Origin of the sequence: Ilumatobacter sp., assembly GCF_965215205.1 — a bacterium.
In the GTDB taxonomy this organism is placed as follows: domain Bacteria; phylum Actinomycetota; class Acidimicrobiia; order Acidimicrobiales; family Ilumatobacteraceae; genus Ilumatobacter_A.
This window is the reverse complement of sequence record NZ_OZ244049.1, coordinates 2,166,664-2,184,016: the sequence shown is the minus strand read 5'-3', so window position 1 is coordinate 2,184,016 and position 17,353 is coordinate 2,166,664. Positions and strand designations below refer to the sequence as shown.

Below are 17,353 nucleotides of genomic sequence, written 5' to 3'. Positions count from 1 at the left end.
GCCGGCTGCCGCCGGCTCGGTGGCGCCTGGCCCCCCGTCCGCCCTCAGCAGGTCTGCGCGCAGACCCGCCAGGAGTTCATCGCCATCTCCCACGTCCCGACGCCGATGCCCGACGGGGGAGACGAGAACCGGAGCTGGGCGACGACGCGCACCTCGGTGGTGCCGTTCTTCTCCGCCCGGGCGGTGAAGGTGAACTTGTCCTGCTGCGGGCTCCCCTGGACCTGGATCACGAAGCCCGAGACGGACGCCGAGGCCGCGGCCAGGAGTCTGGCGACCACGACGCCTCCGCTGAGCTGGGCGACCGCGCTGCTCGCGACCTCGCCGAACTCGACCGTGGTCCTCGGCGCCCACACCTGGCCGTGGACGGCGAGCTGCTTGCCGTTGCCGGGAGCGGAGGCGAGGATCTTGTTCGACCAGTTCAGCGAGCTCGCCGGGAAGGCGGCTCCCGACGACAGGGCGTGGATGCTCACGAAGTCGTAGTCGTGCTGGCGCCGCAGGATCTCGAGCGCGCCGCCGGCCTGCATCGTGAAGCGCGAGTCACCGCTCATGTAGAACGTCGCACCGGTGGCGACGTCCTGGTTGTCGCGGTACGAGTCGCACGCCGGGTTCTCGATCTCCTGCTGGTCACCGGCCACGCCCTGGCGGCCCGCGGTCACCGTGGCGTGCTTCAACCTCATCTCCCCGGTGTTCGCGAAGACGTAGTCACCCGAACGCAGGTAGTTGTTGGCCGCCCAGGCGGGCTCGACCGTGTAGCGCCCCGGCCAGAAGACCCGGCAGGTCCCGAAGTCGGTGTACGCCGGGTTCGTCGGGAGCGACGAGAGGCCGGCGGGGACGGACGGCTCGGTGAACAGCTCGTGCCACTCCTGCTCGGTGCACCACAGGCCGCGGTTGGCGGGGCTGAACGACAGCGCCCCCCACACCGCTGTCGGCGTGCTCGTCGAGAACTGGCCTCCGTGGCTGCACCCGGCATCGGTCGACCACAGGTCCCCGTCGCGGATCTCGAGCGGAGCCGAGATCCCCATCAGCGACGGACGGGCGACGAACGACGGGCCCCCGAAGACCTTGGTCTTGCCGTGGCCGGAGGTGGTGACGAACCCCTTCTCCCCGGCGGGCAGGCCCTCGCCGGTGACGACCACCGCCCAGGAGGTGATGTTCGACAGCGTGCCGTCGACCTTCGCGCAGTTGACCGAGACGTCGACCCCGCTGATCGTGTCGGGGATCTCGATGTCGACGCCCGAGCCGTTGCCGGCGTTGGTCGAGCACAGCAACCCGTTGATCTGCACCTTCTCCAGCACGTGGCGCAACCCGGCCTCCGCCGCGGAGAGGCGGTCGGCGCGGTCCTCGACGACGCGCCCGTAGCGCAGGTTGGCCGAGGTGTACCCGACGAGGCTGATGATCACCGAGGACACCACGACGGTCACGACGAGGGTCAGCGGCAGGATCGCTCCGCCGTCCCTTCGCCCGCGGCAGCGGCGTGGCGGGCGGTCGCCGGTGGCACCGGCACCCCGGGGGGACCGTCGGTGGGGGGTCGTCATGTCGTCACCTGCAGGGTGGTCGAGAGCGTCGCGGTGCCGGCGGGGCCGCGGTACACCGTCATGGGTCGTGCGCCGGCGCTCCACTTGAGCCCGCCGTGGCCGCCATGGACGGTGACGGTGCTGCCGGAGCCGAAGGAGAGGTACACCAGGTCGGTGCCGCCGTCCTCGAGGTTGTTGTCGTAGCCGAGCACCAGATCGTCGCAGTAGCCCGTCGTGGTGATCGTGTAGGTCACCGAGTTCCTCAGGTAGCCGTTGTTCTTCACCTCGACGGAGGTGGCGCTGGGGGTGAGGCTCGTCACGGTGCACGGGTTCAGGTCGACCGTGAGGTCGAGCGTCGAGGTCGCGGTCCCCCCGTTGCCGTCGTCGACCGCGTAGGTCATCGAGAACGGTCCCGGAGCCGAGCCGTCGCTGGCGACGACCAGCTGGGTGCCGTTGACGGCCACGGCGAGGCTCGGGTGGGGGGTCGACGTCGTGACCGTGAGCGGGTCGCCGTCGGGATCCGACGCCGGGAGGTCGATCACCAGATCGGATCCGACGGTGACGACGCCGGTGGCGGGTGCCGCCGTCGGCGGCTGGTTGGGCGTCGCGGAGGCGGCGATCGTGATCGCCATCGTGCCGGTCGCCACCTCCCCCCACGGGTCCATCACCTGGTAGTCGATGTTCGTCGTCGTCCCGACGGCCGACGCGGGGTTGGGCTTGAGCTCCACCGTGAGACCGGAGATGTGCCTCGTCCAGTTCGCGGGGAGGTTCGTGATGGTGAGGGTCAGGCCGTCGCCGTCGGGGTCGGACGCGACGACCCCGATCGGCGTGGACGCGCCATGAGGGATCGTCGCGGCGATCGACGTGGTGGTCGGTGCCTGGTTCGACGGCGGCGTGAGCGCCGCGTTGTACGGCGGGACCGGGGGGAGGGTCTCGTCGAGGTCGTTCGTGCGCATCTCGAGGGTGAAGACGTCGCCGCTGGTCGTCTCGACGTCGAACGTCAGACCGTTGAACACGCCGGAGGAGTCGGCGTGGGGCGCGATCGCGACCGGTGCGCTCCCGGCGGTCCAGGTCGACTCGTCGATCGGGACGAGCGGGTCGGTCATGTCGGCGATCCGTGGGGTCTGACCGGCGGCGCAGGTGTAGCGCACCACGCGGTGGCCGTCGCCGTCGTCCTCGTAGCGGTAGGCGGCGATCCACGTGGTCGTCGTGGTGGTCTCCTCGTCCCACGTCATCCGGACGAGGTTCACGCCGGGGTTCGTCGTCGCGCAGCCGCTCGGGAGGGCGGCGTCGAACTCGAACCCGCCGGCGGGGGTGGAGTTGACGTCCTCGGGCATGAACGCGGTCAGCGTCAGCAGGCCGTTCGCGTCGTCGTTGCGGTCCTCCGCCGCCGGGCTGAGGCGCAGCGCGGTGACGACGATCACCGACAGCGTGGACGCGAGGAGGCCCATGATCGAGATCGCGACGAGGATCTCGACGAGGCTCATGCCGTCGTCGCGCCGCAGGCGACGGGTGCTCGCGGTCGGCGCACCGGCACGTGCCGGGAGCGCGCGGTTCGGGCGTGCGGAGCCCTCGAGCGCGGGGGACGGGCGTCCGGGGATCACGGGGGACACGGGGGTCACGGGGGTCACGGGGGTCATGGGACCTTCACCACCTCGACGGTCTCGATGATCGATCCGTCGGGGCTGCGAACCTGGATCTGGACCTTCTGGCGGTTCTCGTCCGCGTTGCACGGAGCGCCGTACGCGCCCCCGGGGTCCGGGTACTGGACCGGGACGGGGATCTCGATGTCGAAGTCCTTCCAGTCCGGCGGGATGATGTCGGGGTACGTCCGCAGCTCGCTCTGGTAGTGGGCGGCCAGCGCGGTGGGCGTCGTCGTCGTGCAGTCGGTCCACGCCACGTCGTTCACCAGCACCTCGGTCGCCGACTGGAGCCACTCGTGGGCGCGTGCGTGGTCGCGCTCGAGGCGCGATCCGAGGATCGAGACGCCGAGTCCGCCCATCACGGCCACGCCGACCCCTCCCATGATCGCGATCGCCACGACGACCTCGACCAGCGTCGACCCTCGGTCGCCGGGCGCAGCGGCGCCGACGGGCACGGACCGGTCACGACGCGGAGCTCGGGGACGGCTGGTGGTTCCCCTGCTCGGGCTCGACCGCATGGTCCTTCTTCGGTCGGCGCGGGTCGCCGCCACACTCAGCTCTCGGTCAAGATCGGGCGAGGGGAGTGTCCGACGTCGCACGGCCGCCCGCGTTAGGTTCCCCCCATGGAGAGGCGCATCTACGGGCTCGAGAACGAGTACGGGGTGACCTGCACGCTGCGTGGCCAGCGCCGCCTGAGCCCCGACGAGGTGGCGCGGTACCTCTTCCGCCGGGTCGTTTCCTGGGGGCGCAGCTCCAACGTGTTCCTGCAGAACGGCGCCCGGCTCTACCTCGACGTCGGATCGCACCCCGAGTACGCGACCCCCGAGTGCGATTCGATCTACGACGTCGTCGTCCACGACAAGGCGGGGGAACGGATCCTCGAGGAGCTGGTCGAGTCCGCCGAGCAGCGCCTCGCCGAGGAGTCGATCCGGGGCACGATCTACCTGTTCAAGAACAACACCGACTCGGCCGGCAACTCCTACGGCTGCCACGAGAACTACCTCACCCGCCGCGACGACGACCTGGGCCACTACGCCGAGGTGCTGATCCCGTTCCTGGTCAGCCGCCAGATCTACACCGGGGCGGGAAAGGTGCTCCAGACCGCACGGGGGGCGACCTACTCGATCGCGCAGCGCGCCGAGCACATCTGGGAGGGGGTGTCGTCGGCGACGACGCGCAGCCGCCCGATCATCAACACCCGCGACGAGCCCCACGCGGACGCCGAGCGCTACCGCCGCCTCCACGTCATCGTCGGCGACTCGAACATGAGCGAGTACACCGCCTTCGTCAAGGTCGGCGCCGCCGCCTGCATGCTGCGGATGCTCGAGGACCCCCAGGTCGTGCTGCGCGACATGACGCTCGAGAACCCGATCCGCGCGATCCGCGAGATCAGCCACGACACCACCTGCCGCCGCACCGTGCGCCTCGCCAACGGGCGCGAGGTGAGCGCGCTCGACATCCAGCGCGAGTACCTCGACCGGGCGCTGCGCTACGCCGACTCCCACGGCTTCCCCCCGCTCGAGCAGCGTGCCCTGGAGATGTGGGAGCACTGCGTCTCGACGATCGAGAACGACCCGATGAAGCTCGACCGGGAGGTGGACTGGGTGATCAAGCTGAAGCTGCTCGAGGCGTTCCGCGAGCGCCACGACCTCCCCCTCGGCCACCCCCGCGTCCAGCTCCTCGACCTCCAGTACCACGACGTGTCGCGGACGCGCAGCCCGTTCTACAAGCTGCAGGACCGCGGGATGATCGAGCGGGTGTGCACCGACGCCGACATCGACCACGCGATCGACCACCCGCCCCAGACCACCCGGGCGCGGCTGCGCGGCGAGTTCGTCAAGCGCGCCAAGGAGCGCAAGCGGGACTACACCGTCGACTGGGTGCACCTCAAGCTCAACGACCAGGCCCAGCGCACGGTGCTCTGCAAGGACCCGTTCAAGAGCCGTGACGAGCGGGTCGAAAGACTGATCGAGACGCTCTGAGCGGTGACCGGTCGTGGAACGGTCCAGCTTGTACCGTGACGCTGCCGTGACCCTCGACGCCGACACCTCCGATCCCGACTTCGTCGACGACGAGGGCGCTCCTCCGCGCCCGGCGGCGCGGCGCGACGAGCCGACGTCGGGAGCGCGCGCCTTCTTCGACTGGGTCGTGGTCGTCGCCGTGGCCCTCGCCGTCGCGTTCTTGGTGAGGGGCTTCCTGCTCGCGCACTACGAGGTCGAGGGATCGTCGATGGACTCGACCCTGACGACGGGCGACCGGGTGTTCGTGAACAAGCTCTCGTACCGCCTCCACGACCCGAACCGGGGCGACGTCGTCGTGCTCCACCAGATCAACGGGGCTGCCGAGCGAGACCTCATCAAGCGGGTCATCGCGCTCCCCGGTGAGGTCGTCGAGATGGTCGACTGCGTGGTGACGATCACCGAGGTGGGCGCCGAGAGCGAGCGGGTGCTCGACGAGCCGTACCTCGACCCCGATGTCGTGTCGTCGAGCTGCGGTGGGGACTTCGGTCCGGCCGCCGTCCCCGAGGAGCACGTCTTCGTCATGGGCGACAACCGCAGCGGCAGCCAGGACAGCCGCAGCCCGTCGGTCGGGCCGGTGTCCTACGACGACATCGTCGGCCGGGCGTTCGTGGTCTTCTGGCCGCGCTCGGACTGGCGCTGGCTCTGACCCGCCGCGGGTCGATCCGCGCCGCCCCCGCCGGTCACCCCGTCCCCGACTCGCCCACCTCGCGCGACATGACCTCCATCATCGTGTCGGTGTGGTCGCTGTACAGGGCGTCGACCCCCATCCGCACCGCCTCGGTGAGCTGGTGCTCGAACTGGAGGTCCCAGCTGAACGCGAGGACGTCGAAGCGGTGGAACAGCACCACCTGGCCGCCGTTCCAGTCGGTCTGGTGCATGTTCACCGCGTCGATCCCGGCCTCCGCGAGGCGTGCGGCGTGCCGCTCCGGACCGTCCGCGAGGCGCTGCAGGCGGGTCGAGTGGACGAGGCGGAAGTCGGCGAGGTCGTCGCGCCGCTCCACGAGGGGGTCGAGCAGCGGGTCGCAGAGCCAGGTCCGCCGCGCCATGTCGTTGCCGTTGGCGCGCACCGCCTCGACGACCGACGGGTAGGTCGCCGGGTCGCGCACGTCGAGCGACAGGTGGAACGAGTCGCCGCACTCCTCGAACAGCTCGTGCAGGCTCGGCACGTGGTCCGGGAGCCGGGCGCGCTCGACGTCGGCGATCGGCGTCCGTCGCAGCCCCCGCCGCACGACCCCGTCGTGATCGAGGACGGGGACCCCGTCGGAGGTGACCCACACGTCGCTCTCGAGGCCGGTCGCGCCGAGGCGGAGGGCGAGCGAGAAGGCCTCGAGGGTGTTCTCCGGGGCGTGGGCGCGCGCTCCGCGGTGGGCGAACGCGAGTGGCGGATCGAGGTGGGACGGGAGCCGCTGCTGCATCGCGGTCATGATGTCACGGCCGTACACTGGCTCCGTGTTCAACCTGCAGGGCAGCGAGATCATCTTCATCTTGCTGATCGCCCTGGTGGTGCTGGGGCCGGAGAAGCTCCCCGGAGCCGTGCGCAAGGCGACCCAGACGTACAACGAGCTGCGCAAGATGGGGACCGGGTTCCAGACCGAGTTCCGCTCCGCTCTCGACGAACCCATGCGTGAGATGCGCGAGACCGCCGACATGATCCGCGAATCGGCCGATCCGAGCAAGGTGGTCGCCGAGGCCCGCAAGACCGCCGAGTCGGCCCTCGACTCGGAGCGCTCGGCCGAGCACGCGCTCGACGACTCCGCCGAGGACGCCACCGACGGCCCGGGGATCAAGCCGGTCAGCGCGCGGATGCACGACGCCTCGGAGCACTCCGACCCGGCCGAGGAGGAGGGTGGATCCGCGAGCGACGACGTCGACGCCGGCGCGGGCGGCCGGTCCGTCGGTGCGACGGCAGCGTCGACCGACGCGGAGCGCGACGCCGACCCCGGGCACGGCGGCGACGATGCCGAGGCGACCCCCGAGAACGCCGACGAGTTCGCGGATCCGATCGACCTCGACGACGACGACGACGCGGCCGCCCACCGCGGCGCCGGCGAGGTCCGGGGCGGCCCCGGGCGCGCCCCCCACCTGCGACCGGCGCCCCCGTTGGAGGATGCCGAGGAGTCGGGCGGCGCCGCGGAGCGATCTGCGTGACCGCCGCCGCGCACCCCTCGGGGGCGATGACGCTGACCGAGCACCTCGCCGAGCTGCGCGTGCGGATCATCCGCTCCGGACTCGCCGTCGTGATCGGGGCGGTGCTGATCATCGCCTTCTACGACGAGGTGCTGAACTTCCTCGTCCAGCCCTACCGCGACCTGTGCGCGAGCAAGCCCGAGACGTTCTGCGTCGCCGACGAGCAGTTCGACCTGCTGAACGCGTTCGGCCCGACCGAGGGGTTCAGCGCACGCATCCGCATCGGCATGTACGGCGGGATCATCCTGGCGCTCCCCGTGATCCTCTGGCAGATCTGGCGCTTCGTCGTCCCGGCGCTCGAGGCGAAGGAGAAGAAGTACGCGATCCCGTTCGTGCTGTCGTCGGTCGTGCTGTTCGCCGCCGGCGGGACCCTCGCCTACTACACGGTGGGCCGCGCCCTCGAGTTCCTCATCTCGTGGTCGGGCGACGAGGTCAACCAGGTGTTCGCGATCGACAAGTACATCAGCCTCGTCGGGCTCATGATCTTCGCGTTCGGCATCGGGTTCCTGCTCCCGGTGCTGCTCGTGTTCCTGCAACTCGTCAACGCCGTGTCACCGCGCATCCTGCTCGGTGCCTGGCGCTACGCGATCGTCGGGATCTTCTGCCTCGCGGCGGTGATCACGCCGTCGGGCGACCCGATCACGCTGCTGATGCTCGCCGGCCCGATGATCGCCCTCTACTTCGTGTCGGTGCTGATCGGGTACCTGATCGAACGTGGTCGCCGCCGTCGGGGCGCGACCGCGGGCTGAGCGTCCGCCGTCCCCGTGCGCGCCGACCGCGACGACCTCCTCGGGGGGCTCCCGTTCGCCCCCGACCGCTTCCAGGTCGAGGCGTTCGACGCCCTCGACGCAGGTCGGAACGTGGTCGTCGCGGCTCCGACGGGCAGCGGCAAGACCGTCGTCGCCGAGTACGCGATCGCCGCCGATCGCGTCGACGGACGACGCTCGTTCTACACGGCGCCGATCAAGGCGCTGTCGAACCAGAAGTACCGCGACCTGCTCGAGGTCCACGGCGAGGGGTCGGTCGGTCTGCTGACGGGGGACAACGCGATCGACGGCGACGCGCCCATCGTGGTCATGACCACCGAGGTGCTGCGCAACATGATCTACGCGCGACGCAGCCTCGACGACCTGGGCACCGTCGTCGTCGACGAGGTGCACTTCCTCCAGGACACCTACCGCGGCCCGGTCTGGGAGGAGGTCATCATCCACCTCCCCGCCCACGTCCGCCTCGTCGCGCTCTCGGCGACGGTGAGCAACGTCGGCGAGCTCGCCGAGTGGATCACCACGGTGCGCGGCCCGACCGACGCGATCGTCGAGCGAACGCGCCCCGTCGCCCTCGACAACCGCTACCTCGTCGCCGATCGCGACGAGCGGCGCCTCCACCTGATGGAGATGTTCGTCGGCGGCGGCCCCAACCGCGACGCGCTGCGCCTCGACGAGTCCGCGATCCGGCGCGGCGGTCGCCGCCACGATCGCGGCGCGCGGCGCGGCGGCGACGGGGGTCGCCCCCGCGGCGGCGGGCGACGGCTGGCCACCCCCGGGCGCGTCGAGGTGGTGGAGCTGCTCGAGCGCCGCGACCTGCTGCCATCGATCTTCTTCATCTTCAGCCGGGCGCAGTGCGACGAGGCGGCGCGCTCGTGCGTGGACGCCGGGATGTCGCTGAACGGCGTCGAGGACCGTCGCCGCATCGCCGAGATCGTCGACGAGCGGCTCGCGGCGATCGACCCCGACGACCTCGAGGTGCTCGACCACGCCACCTTCCTGCGCCAGCTCGACGCCGGGGTGGCCGCCCACCACGCCGGGATGGTTCCGGCGATGAAGGAGGTGGTCGAGGCGTGCTTCGTCGAGGGCCTGATCAAGGTGGTCTTCGCCACCGAGACCCTCGCCGTGGGGATCAACATGCCCGCCCGATCCGTCGTCGTCGAGAAGCTGACCAAGTTCACCGGTGACCACCACGAGAAGCTCACCCCGGGCCAGTACACGCAGCTGACCGGTCGTGCCGGACGGCGCGGTCTCGACGAGGTGGGCGACGCCGTCGTCCTGTGGTCGCCGTGGGTCCGCTTCGACGAGGCGGCGGAGCTCGCGAGCAGCTCGTCGTTCCACCTCCGCTCCGCGTTCCGCCCGACGTACAACATGGCGGCGAACCTCATCCGCACCCACTCGGCGCCCGAGGCGCACCGCCTGCTCAACCTCTCCTTCGCGCAGTTCCAGGCCGATCGCGACGTCGTGCGGATCGAGGCCCGCCTCGAGCGCAAGCGGGCGGCGCGCACCGAGGCGCGAGCGGAGTCGGTCAGCGAGTACGGCGACGTCGAGGAGTACCGACGGCGTCGGCGCTCCGAGAGCGACGCACGCCGGCAGCGTCGCACGGCGTCGGCGGGCGAGATGCGCGGGGCCCTCGCCCGGTTGCGTCCGGGCGAGATCGTGCGCGTCGCGAAGGGGGAGCACCGTGGGCCCGTCGCGGTGGTCGCCAGCGCCCATCGCAAGGCGGGCGTCAGGCTCACCGCGATCACCAAGGGCGCCGAGGTCCTCCAGCTCACCGCCGACGACTTCGACCGGGTCCCGGAACCGGTCGGTTCGATCCGCCTGCCGCGCAACTTCGGCCCCGAGCGCCGTGACTACCGCCGCGAGGTCGCGAAGCGGCTGCGCACCGCGCGCATCGGCTCGGATCGGTCCGACGGCGGTGACGGTCGCGCCGGCTCGGCGAGCGGGCGCCGCCGGGGGCGCGGCGCCGACGACCTCGCGGTGGCCCGAGATCCCGACCTGCGCGCCCGGGTCGACGCGGCGGCCCGCGTCGAGCGGCTCGACCGCGAGATCGCCGCCCTCGAGGTGCGCGTCTCGGAGAAGAACGCCTCGCTCGGCCAGGAGTTCGACCGGGTGCTCGGCGTGCTCGACACCTACGGGTACGCCCGGGTCGACGATTGGGCGTTGACCGAGCGTGGCGACGTGCTCGCCGGGATCTTCAACGAGTCCGACCTGCTCGTCGCCGAGCTCCTGGCTTCCGGCGTGCTCGACGGTCTCGCCCCCGCGGACCTGGCGGCGGTCGCATCGTGCGTCGTCTACGAGCACCGCAGTCCCGAGCCGCCTCCCGCCCCCTGGTTCTCGTCCACCGAGGTGCGGGGACGCTGGCGCCGGCTCGAGGCGATCAGCGACGACCTGCGGGCCACCGAGCGCTCGGTCGGGCTCGTCGAGCAACGGCCCCCCGATCCGACGTTCGCCGCCATCGCGCACGCCTGGGTGGCGGGGGAGGGGTTCGCCGAGATCGTCGACGGCGAGGACGTCACGGGAGGCGACTTCGTCCGCACGATGAAGCAGCTGATCGACCTGCTGCGCCAGATCGCGTCCGTCGCGCCGGATCCGGCGATCCGCGCTGCGGCGGGCGATGCCGTGGACCGGGCCCGCCGCGGGGTGGTGGTCGACGGGGCGGTCGGGTGAGCATCGGACGGGGTGGCGACTGGGGTGAGCTCGTGGCCCGCCCCGAACGGCTGCGGGTGGCGGCCGACGACGCCGAGGTCGTCCGGATGCTCGGCGATCCCTCGGCGGATCCCGTCGCGCTCGGCGGGGGCGACCTGCACCGAACCGTCGGCGCGAGGGCCCTCGACGGCCGCGACGAGCTGCTGCGCCTCCCCGTCGACCTGGTCGAGGTGGTCGTCGACGACCGGCGCGAGCGCGTGCTGTGCGTCGCCCACGTCGTCGCCCGCCGCCGGTGGCGTCGCGGCGGGGGGTGGCGCGGGCCGGTCCTCGCGGTGATGAACGCCGAGTACCTGGGCGACCTCGACGTCGCCCCTCGGGGGCACCCCGGCGACGGCCGGGTCGAGACGTTCGCGCTCGACCCGTCGACGTCCGTCCGCCAGCGCATCGAGATGCGCCGCCGGGCGCGCGGCGCGACCCACCTCCCGCACCCGTCGATCACGACGCGCTCGGTCCGCTCCGGCGAGTGGACCTTCGACGAACCCCTCGTGGTGGCCGTCGACGGGCGTCCGATCGGTTCGGTGCGCCGTCTCGCGATCACCGTCCTGCCCGACGCCGCGGTCGTCCTGGCCTGAGGTCGCGCCGGCACGAAGGGCGCCCGGGGCGACGGCCGTGTTCCGAGCCGGGTCCCGGGGTCGGTCGGCGACGCACCGTAGAGTCTCTGCCCGTGGCCGTCTACGCACCCGAGTCGTTCACCTCGGACGAGGCCGACGTCCTGCGGCGCTACTTCACCAACCTCGACGGCCCCGTCTTCGCGCTGGTCAACCTCCCCGAGGTGGTCAAGGGCGCCCTCTTCGCCCGCTACAGCCGCAGCCCGAAGTCGCTCCGGCGCCTGTTCCTCGACGAGTTCGTCGGCGATCTCGACATCCGTGGCGACCAATCGATCGACGCGACCGTGGGCCTGGACCGGGCCGAGCAGCTCTACCAGCGGATCTTCGTCGAGTACGGCGACGACTCCGTCGCCCAGCTCGGTGGGGTGCACCTCGCGTGCGAGCAGGCGTCGAACCTGTTGACCAAGGTGCTCGAGTGGGGCCGGCTGATGAGCTACCTCGAGCAGAGCACCCGCTACATCGCGTACGACAGCCGCCTCGGCGGGCGCTACCGCTACCACCGTGACCCGGCCGTGCTCGTCGGTCCGCTCGGGACGCGCTACGTCGGTGACCTCGACCGGATGTTCGACGCGTACAGCCAGTGCGCCGAGCACGTCACCGACCACGTCCGCGCTACGGTGCCGCGCGCTGCCGGCGACTCCGAGTTCGTCTACCGCACGGCGACGCGCGCGAAGGCGCTCGACGCGGTGCGCGGGATGCTCCCGGCAGCCGCCACGTCGAACGTCGGGATCTACGGAACGGGCCAGGCCTTCGAGGCGCTGCTGCTGCGGATGCGCGCCCACCCCCTGCCCGAGGCACGCGACTACTCCGAGCTGATGCTCCACGAGTTGCGCAAGGTGATCCCGAGCTTCCTGCGCCGCGTCGACGTCCCCGAGCGCGGCGGGGCGTGGAGCGAGTACCTCTCCACGACGCGGGAGCGATCGCGAGCGATCGTGGAGGACCTGTTCGGCGGGGCGCCGGTGGAGCCGTCGCGGGAGGTGACCCTCGTCGACTTCGACCCCGACGCCGAGGACAACATCATCGCCGCCATCTGCTATCCGCACGCGACGCTGCCCGAGAGCCAGATCCTCGAGCGCGTCCGGACGTTCGGCGTCGACGAGCGGGTGGCGCTGCTGCGGGCCTACGTCGGCGAGCGGTCCAACCGCCGTCACAAGCCCGGTCGCGCGTTCGAGCGCAGCTTCTACCGCTTCGACGTGCTGAGCGACTACGGAGCCTTCCGCGACATGCAGCGCCACCGGATGCTCACCATCGAGTGGCAGCGGTTGACGCCGAACCACGGCTACGCCCGCCCCGATCTCGTCGACGAGGCGGGCGTCGGAGGGGTGTTCGACGAGTCGATGGAGCGCTCGGCCGCCCTCCACGACGCGCTGTCGGAGGGCTTCGCCGAGCAGGCCCCGTACGCCGTGGCCATGGCGTACCGGATGCGCTACAGCATGCAGTACAACGTCCGTGAGGCGTTCCACATGCTGGAGCTGAGGTCCTCGCCGCAGGGCCACCCCTCGTACCGGCGCGTGGCGCTCGAGATGCACCGCCTGATCGCCGAGCAGGCGGGCCACCACGCGCTCGCCGCCGCGATGGACTTCATGACGACCGAGGCTCCCGAGCTCGAGCGCCTCGAGTCGGAACGCCGTGCGGAGGCCCGCCGGGGATCGTGACGCGTCCGACGGCGGCACCCGAGACGCGGTGACCGTTGTCACAACGGTGGCTTCTCGGCGTGGTCGGGCGCGTTGCGTATGCTCCGCCGGGCATCGGCAGATCACGCCGTGCGAACCGACTGACGAAGCGACGGACATGGCAGACGACGACATCACCGACGACGAGATCGAGGACCCCGATGCCGACGAGGAGTCCGACGACGATCCGGATGCGGACGAGCTCGACGAGGACATCGCCGACGTCGACGGCGATGACGACGACGATGCCGACGGTGATGACGACGACGACGACGACGGCGAGGACGACTCGGCGGACGAGGCGCCCCGCACGAAGCGCAAGAAGAAGGACGACGACGACGATGACGACCTCGTCGACGACGACGACGTCGAGGCCGATCTCGACACGATCCTGAAGGACCGACTGGTCACCACCGACGAGGACGACGACGACGATGACGACGAGCCCGTCGGCGACGACCGGACCGAGGGCGGGGAGCGCCTCCAGCCCAAGCAGCAGAACGAGCAGCTGTGCAGCTCGTGCTTCCTGCTGGTGAAGGCGTCGGCGCCGAACTGCCCCGTCGGTGACGACGACTGCCCGATCTTCACCTGAGGCGATCATGGGAGACGACGACAGGTTCGGTCCGTGGTCCATCGCGACGGTCCGCGCCACCGTCGAGAACGTCGTCTTCGCCCCGCTGAGCCTCGCGATCAAGGTCACCGAGGACGGACCGGACGCCCTCAGGACCGAGATCGACAACGCTCGCGTCGTCGGCCGGATGGCGGTGATGCGGGCCACGAGCACCCTGCGCGAGGCGATCGATTCGGCCTCGACGCCGTCGCCGGGTGCCCCGGTCGAGTCGGTCGACGACGTCGCGACGAGGGGCAGGGGGACGTCGTCGGCCCAGGAGCCGCCCGACGACGGAGCACCGACGGGGGCGACCGACCTCGACGCGATCGACCCCTCCAGCCTCGCACTGCCCGACTACGACAGCCTCCCGGCGATCGACATCGTGGCGAAGCTGGCGACGCTGAGCGCCGACGACCGAGCGCGCATCGAGGCGTACGAGTCGACCCACCGACGTCGCCGCACCGTGCTGGGCAAGCTCGCCCAGCTGGCGGCCGCGTGAGCCGGCGCAGCGCGGATCGGGTCCGATGATCGATCCCGATGTTCGCGAGGTCGACGTCGACGACGCCGACGACGTCGAGCAGCTCGAGCTGCTCGAGGGCGATGCCCGCTCCGCCGTCGACGGCCAGCGCGGTGGCGAGCGGTGGCTGATCGAGCACCCCGAGGTGGGTGACGGGTGGGTGGAGCTCGCGACCGATCACGCCGTCGACGTCCTGGTCGCCCACGTCGGTGACGTGGTGGTCGGCTACATCGTCGCGACCCTCGGCGACGACGACGTCATGCGCGTCGATCAGGTGTGGGTGGATCCCCAGGCCCGCGAGTGCGGCTTCGGCGACGAGCTGCTCGCCACGGCGATCGCCCGTGCGGCGCAGCGGGGCGCCGTCGCGGTGGAGGGGCACGCGCTGCCGGGCGATCGGCACACGAAGAACCTCTACGAGCGCGCCGGGATCGTCGCCCGGCTGATCACGACCTACCGGGAGCTGGAACCGGTCAGCGACCCGTCCACCGCGGAGGCCGCTTCTCGATGAACGCGGTGAGGCCCTCCGCGAGGTCCTCCGACCTCATCACCGTCCCCATCGCCGAGTCGGTCATCCTCCTCAACGCCTCGTCGTCGTGATCCTCGGCGGCGAGCACCACCTGCCGGCTCTCCCACACCGCGAGCGGTGCGTTCTGGGCGATCTGCTCGGCCAGGCGCATCGCCTCGGCGGTCGCCTCGCCCGGTTCGACGAGCCGTGAGACGAGGCCGAGAGCGTGGGCTCGCTCGGCGGGGATCGGCTCGCCGGTGAGGATCGCCTCCATCGCCGCCGACTTGCCGATCGCACGGGGGAGCCGGAACAGACCGCCGGCGCCGGCGACGAGGTTGCGCTTGACCTCGGCGAGGCCGAACGCGGAGCGAGTCGTCGCCACGACGAGGTCGGCGGCGAGGACGATCTCGCACCCGCCCGCGGTCGCGAGCCCGTCGACCGCGACGATGATCGGCTTCTTACGCTCGCGGTAGACGAACCCGGCGAAGTTCCCACGCTCGGTGCTGAGGCGGGCGGCGTCACCGCTGTTGATCGCCTTGAGGTCGGCCCCCGCGCAGAACACCGGCCGCTCCTGGCCCTCGGTGTTGGCCTGGAGCACCCCGACCCAGACATCGTCGTCGGCCTCGAGCTGGTCGACGGCATCCTCCATCGCCTCGGCGACGTCGCCGTTGACGGCGTTGCGGGCATCGGGTCGGTTCAGCGTGATGACGCCGACGCGACCGTCCTTGTCGTAGGTGACCGTGCGTGCGTTCGAGTCCGACATGAGGCGCGACCCTACGGCGACCCGCGGGGTGGGGACGAACCCGCCCGAGCCGTCAGCTCTCGGGTTCGTCGACCGCGTCCGTGCCGGGCGCGCCCGTCGGTGACTCGCCCGTCGGTGACTCGCCCGTCCGTGACTCGCCCGTCGGTGACTCGCCTGTCGGTGACTCGCCCGTCGGTGACTCGCCCGTCGGTGACTCGCCCGTCGGTGACTCGCCTGTCGGTGACTCGCCCGTCGGTGACTCGCCCGTCTCGGTGCGCCGGGTCGATCCCGGCGGCTCCGGCGCATCGACGGGTCCGGTCGCGCCGTCGTCCTCTCCGGGCTCTGCGCGGGTGGTCGCGGGAGGTTCGGTGCGCTCCGCGTCGGGCGGGGACCCGGGGGTCTCCCTGTCCGCCTGGGCCACATCCGGCGACGGTGCGCCCCGACCCCGACCGGGCCCCTGTCCTGCGCCTCGACCCGGGCGCCCCGGACCGGCGTCGTCACGTCGCGCGTCGCGCCCACCCTGGGCGGCGGACTTCTTGCGCTTCGAGTCCTTGCGGGGTCCGGGACGCAGCGGCTTGGGCCGTGGAGCGTCGGCCGGCACCTCGACCCCGAGCAGCTCGGCGAGCTGGGGGAGCAGCGGACCGAGTCGGAGCGCCGTGGCCCGCAGGTCGTCGGTGATCGTCGACGGGGGAGCGGTCGGCGTGACGAGCGCACGCACGGGAGAGAACGCCGCGGCCTCCATCACGGCCGCCCACCGGTCGGGCGGATCGTCCGGGGTGAGGCCGGCGGTCGCTGCTTCGGCGAGCTTGCGCGCCAGCTCGGGCGGGAACATGACCCCGGCCTTCGGCGGTTGAGACGACAGCCGCAGCGCCCGGATCGACCTCCCGACCGTGATCGCGGCGTCGACGTCCTCGAGCCAGAGGCGCAGCTCCTGATCCTGCTTGGTCACCAGGTCGGCCTTGAGCTTGGTCGCGATCTCGCGCGTGGCCTCGTCGCGGGCGACGATCGGGTCGTCGCTCGCGGCGACGACGCTGCGCAGGTCGCGCAGGTCCAGGTTCTCCATCTGGCGACCGGCGGCCTCGGCGCGGTCGAGCCAGTCCGCCACCCTCAGCTTCGGGATCAGGCCCTCGGCCATCTTCAGCACGCTGCCCTCGGGCATCGTCGGTTCTCCGGCTGCGGCGAGGCGCGCGTTCTCCTCGGCCAGCCGGGAGCGGACGGCGGCCATCCCCTGCACGGCGAGCTCGGCGATCGGTCGCTGCTCCTCGGCCACCGACGCGAGCACCTCGTTGCGACGAGCCTTGCCGGGGCGGAGCCGCTTGGGCTTCGGGCGCTGCGGGAGCTCGGGCGGCGGGTCGAAGTGCGGTCGTCGTGGACCTCGGCGACCGTCGCCGCCCCGTCCCTCGCCGCGCCCGCCCCGATCGTCGCCGCGCCCGCCCCGATCGTCGCCGTCTCGTCGGCGACCGTCGCCGCGCCCGCGATCGTCCCGCCGCCCCCGGCCACGCTCGCCGCCACGATCGCGACCTCCGCGGTCACCTCGATCGCGCCGTGCCCGGGTCTCGATGACCGCCTGGAAGTTCTCCTCGGCGGGCAGCATCTCGAGCAGGTCGGGGCCGGACTTCTCCCGGTTGCGCACGACCGAGGTGACCTCGATCCCGTCGAGTCGCTGGTCGACCTCGACCTTGAGCTCGTCCCCGACGGACGCTCCGTCGGGGAGGATCCCCCCGTCGAGCACCCCCTTCGGCACGCGTGCGCCGGCGGCGCGCCACGTCCACGATCCGTCGGCGAGCGCGCTCGTCAGCTCGATGTCCATCCTGCGGGGCATGCGCCCAAAGGTACCGGTTGGTGCGTGGAGAACCGATG

The 17,353-nt window shown here is 71.7% G+C and carries 16 protein-coding genes; 10 read left to right on the top strand and 6 right to left on the bottom strand.

Annotated features, from left to right (window positions below):
- Positions 1 to 44: 44 nt before the first annotated feature.
- The 3 genes from ACOOHC_RS10255 to ACOOHC_RS10245 form a co-directional block, all read right to left on the bottom strand.
- Positions 45 to 1,421 carry a hypothetical protein gene (locus tag ACOOHC_RS10255; protein WP_420450307.1) on the bottom strand — a complete coding sequence of 459 codons (1,377 nt, stop codon included), beginning with the start codon at positions 1,419 to 1,421 and terminating at the stop codon, positions 45 to 47.
- A gap of 110 nt (positions 1,422 to 1,531) precedes the next feature.
- Entirely contained in the window at positions 1,532 to 3,145 is a 1,614-nt protein-coding gene (locus ACOOHC_RS10250; RefSeq protein ID WP_420450306.1) for an Ig-like domain-containing protein, read from the bottom strand.
- A 5-nt stretch (positions 3,146 to 3,150) separates the two neighbouring features.
- The gene (locus ACOOHC_RS10245) at positions 3,151 to 3,612 is read right to left on the bottom strand and encodes a type IV pilus modification PilV family protein (protein ID WP_420450305.1); all 462 of its coding nucleotides are present in this window, start codon (positions 3,610 to 3,612) and stop codon (positions 3,151 to 3,153) included.
- A gap of 168 nt (positions 3,613 to 3,780) precedes the next feature.
- On the opposite strand from ACOOHC_RS10245, the gene pafA reads away from it, so the two are divergent.
- Both pafA and lepB read left to right on the top strand, forming a co-directional pair.
- Positions 3,781 to 5,139, top strand: a complete 1,359-nt coding sequence (pafA, locus tag ACOOHC_RS10240; protein ID WP_420450304.1) for a Pup--protein ligase — start codon at positions 3,781 to 3,783, stop codon at positions 5,137 to 5,139.
- 46 nt (positions 5,140 to 5,185) lie between these two features.
- Entirely contained in the window at positions 5,186 to 5,824 is a 639-nt protein-coding gene (gene lepB, locus ACOOHC_RS10235; RefSeq protein WP_420450303.1) for a signal peptidase I, read from the top strand.
- A gap of 34 nt (positions 5,825 to 5,858) precedes the next feature.
- Here lepB and ACOOHC_RS10230 read toward each other — a convergent pair whose 3' ends face one another.
- Positions 5,859 to 6,602, bottom strand: a complete 744-nt coding sequence (locus tag ACOOHC_RS10230; protein ID WP_420450302.1) for a glycerophosphodiester phosphodiesterase — start codon at positions 6,600 to 6,602, stop codon at positions 5,859 to 5,861.
- A gap of 25 nt (positions 6,603 to 6,627) precedes the next feature.
- Here ACOOHC_RS10230 and ACOOHC_RS10225 point away from each other — a divergent pair, with 25 nt between their 5' ends.
- The 8 genes from ACOOHC_RS10225 to ACOOHC_RS10190 all read left to right on the top strand — a co-directional run bounded on the left by ACOOHC_RS10225 (position 6,628) and on the right by ACOOHC_RS10190 (position 14,754).
- Complete coding sequence (locus tag ACOOHC_RS10225; RefSeq protein WP_420450301.1) at positions 6,628 to 7,326, top strand: twin-arginine translocase TatA/TatE family subunit; 699 nt, start codon at positions 6,628 to 6,630, stop codon at positions 7,324 to 7,326.
- On the top strand, positions 7,323 to 8,114 hold the full coding sequence (gene tatC, locus ACOOHC_RS10220) for a twin-arginine translocase subunit TatC (protein ID WP_420450300.1): 792 nt from the start codon (positions 7,323 to 7,325) through the stop codon (positions 8,112 to 8,114). Before ACOOHC_RS10225 ends, tatC begins: the two co-directional genes overlap by 4 nt.
- Before the next feature lie 15 nt (positions 8,115 to 8,129).
- Positions 8,130 to 10,799 carry a DEAD/DEAH box helicase gene (locus ACOOHC_RS10215; RefSeq protein ID WP_420450299.1) on the top strand — a complete coding sequence of 890 codons (2,670 nt, stop codon included), beginning with the start codon at positions 8,130 to 8,132 and terminating at the stop codon, positions 10,797 to 10,799.
- Positions 10,796 to 11,410, top strand: a complete 615-nt coding sequence (locus tag ACOOHC_RS10210; protein ID WP_420450298.1) for a hypothetical protein — start codon at positions 10,796 to 10,798, stop codon at positions 11,408 to 11,410. Before ACOOHC_RS10215 ends, ACOOHC_RS10210 begins: the two co-directional genes overlap by 4 nt.
- Before the next feature lie 92 nt (positions 11,411 to 11,502).
- Positions 11,503 to 13,101, top strand: coding sequence for an FAD-dependent thymidylate synthase (locus tag ACOOHC_RS10205; protein WP_420450297.1), 1,599 nt, complete (start codon positions 11,503 to 11,505; stop codon positions 13,099 to 13,101).
- A 28-nt stretch (positions 13,102 to 13,129) separates the two neighbouring features.
- Positions 13,130 to 13,711: a hypothetical protein gene (locus ACOOHC_RS10200; RefSeq protein ID WP_420450296.1), complete on the top strand. Its 582-nt coding sequence runs from the start codon at positions 13,130 to 13,132 to the stop codon at positions 13,709 to 13,711.
- Positions 13,712 to 13,718: 7 nt separating this feature from the next.
- A complete protein-coding gene (locus tag ACOOHC_RS10195) occupies positions 13,719 to 14,228 on the top strand; it encodes a hypothetical protein (protein WP_420450295.1) in 510 nt (169 codons plus the stop codon).
- A 25-nt stretch (positions 14,229 to 14,253) separates the two neighbouring features.
- The gene (locus tag ACOOHC_RS10190) at positions 14,254 to 14,754 is read left to right on the top strand and encodes a GNAT family N-acetyltransferase (RefSeq protein WP_420450294.1); all 501 of its coding nucleotides are present in this window, start codon (positions 14,254 to 14,256) and stop codon (positions 14,752 to 14,754) included.
- On the opposite strand, the gene ACOOHC_RS10185 is transcribed toward ACOOHC_RS10190, so the two are convergent.
- Complete coding sequence (locus tag ACOOHC_RS10185; protein ID WP_420450293.1) at positions 14,717 to 15,514, bottom strand: crotonase/enoyl-CoA hydratase family protein; 798 nt, start codon at positions 15,512 to 15,514, stop codon at positions 14,717 to 14,719. The genes ACOOHC_RS10190 and ACOOHC_RS10185 overlap by 38 nt on opposite strands.
- A 52-nt stretch (positions 15,515 to 15,566) precedes the next feature.
- Positions 15,567 to 17,315, bottom strand: a complete 1,749-nt coding sequence (locus ACOOHC_RS10180; protein ID WP_420450292.1) for a hypothetical protein — start codon at positions 17,313 to 17,315, stop codon at positions 15,567 to 15,569.
- Positions 17,316 to 17,353 lie beyond the last annotated feature (38 nt).

Bases quoted from the DNA above. Each gene is read 5' to 3' on its own strand.
- pafA (WP_420450304.1), top strand. From the start codon at position 3,781: ATGGAGAGGCGCATCTACGGGCTCGAGAACGAGTACGGGGTGACCTGC.
- ACOOHC_RS10230 (WP_420450302.1), bottom strand. From the start codon at position 6,602: ATGACCGCGATGCAGCAGCGGCTCCCGTCCCACCTCGATCCGCCACTC.
- ACOOHC_RS10195 (WP_420450295.1), top strand. From the start codon at position 13,719: ATGGGAGACGACGACAGGTTCGGTCCGTGGTCCATCGCGACGGTCCGC.
- ACOOHC_RS10190 (WP_420450294.1), top strand. From the start codon at position 14,254: ATGATCGATCCCGATGTTCGCGAGGTCGACGTCGACGACGCCGACGAC.
- ACOOHC_RS10185 (WP_420450293.1), bottom strand. From the start codon at position 15,514: ATGTCGGACTCGAACGCACGCACGGTCACCTACGACAAGGACGGTCGC.
- ACOOHC_RS10180 (WP_420450292.1), bottom strand. From the start codon at position 17,315: ATGCCCCGCAGGATGGACATCGAGCTGACGAGCGCGCTCGCCGACGGA.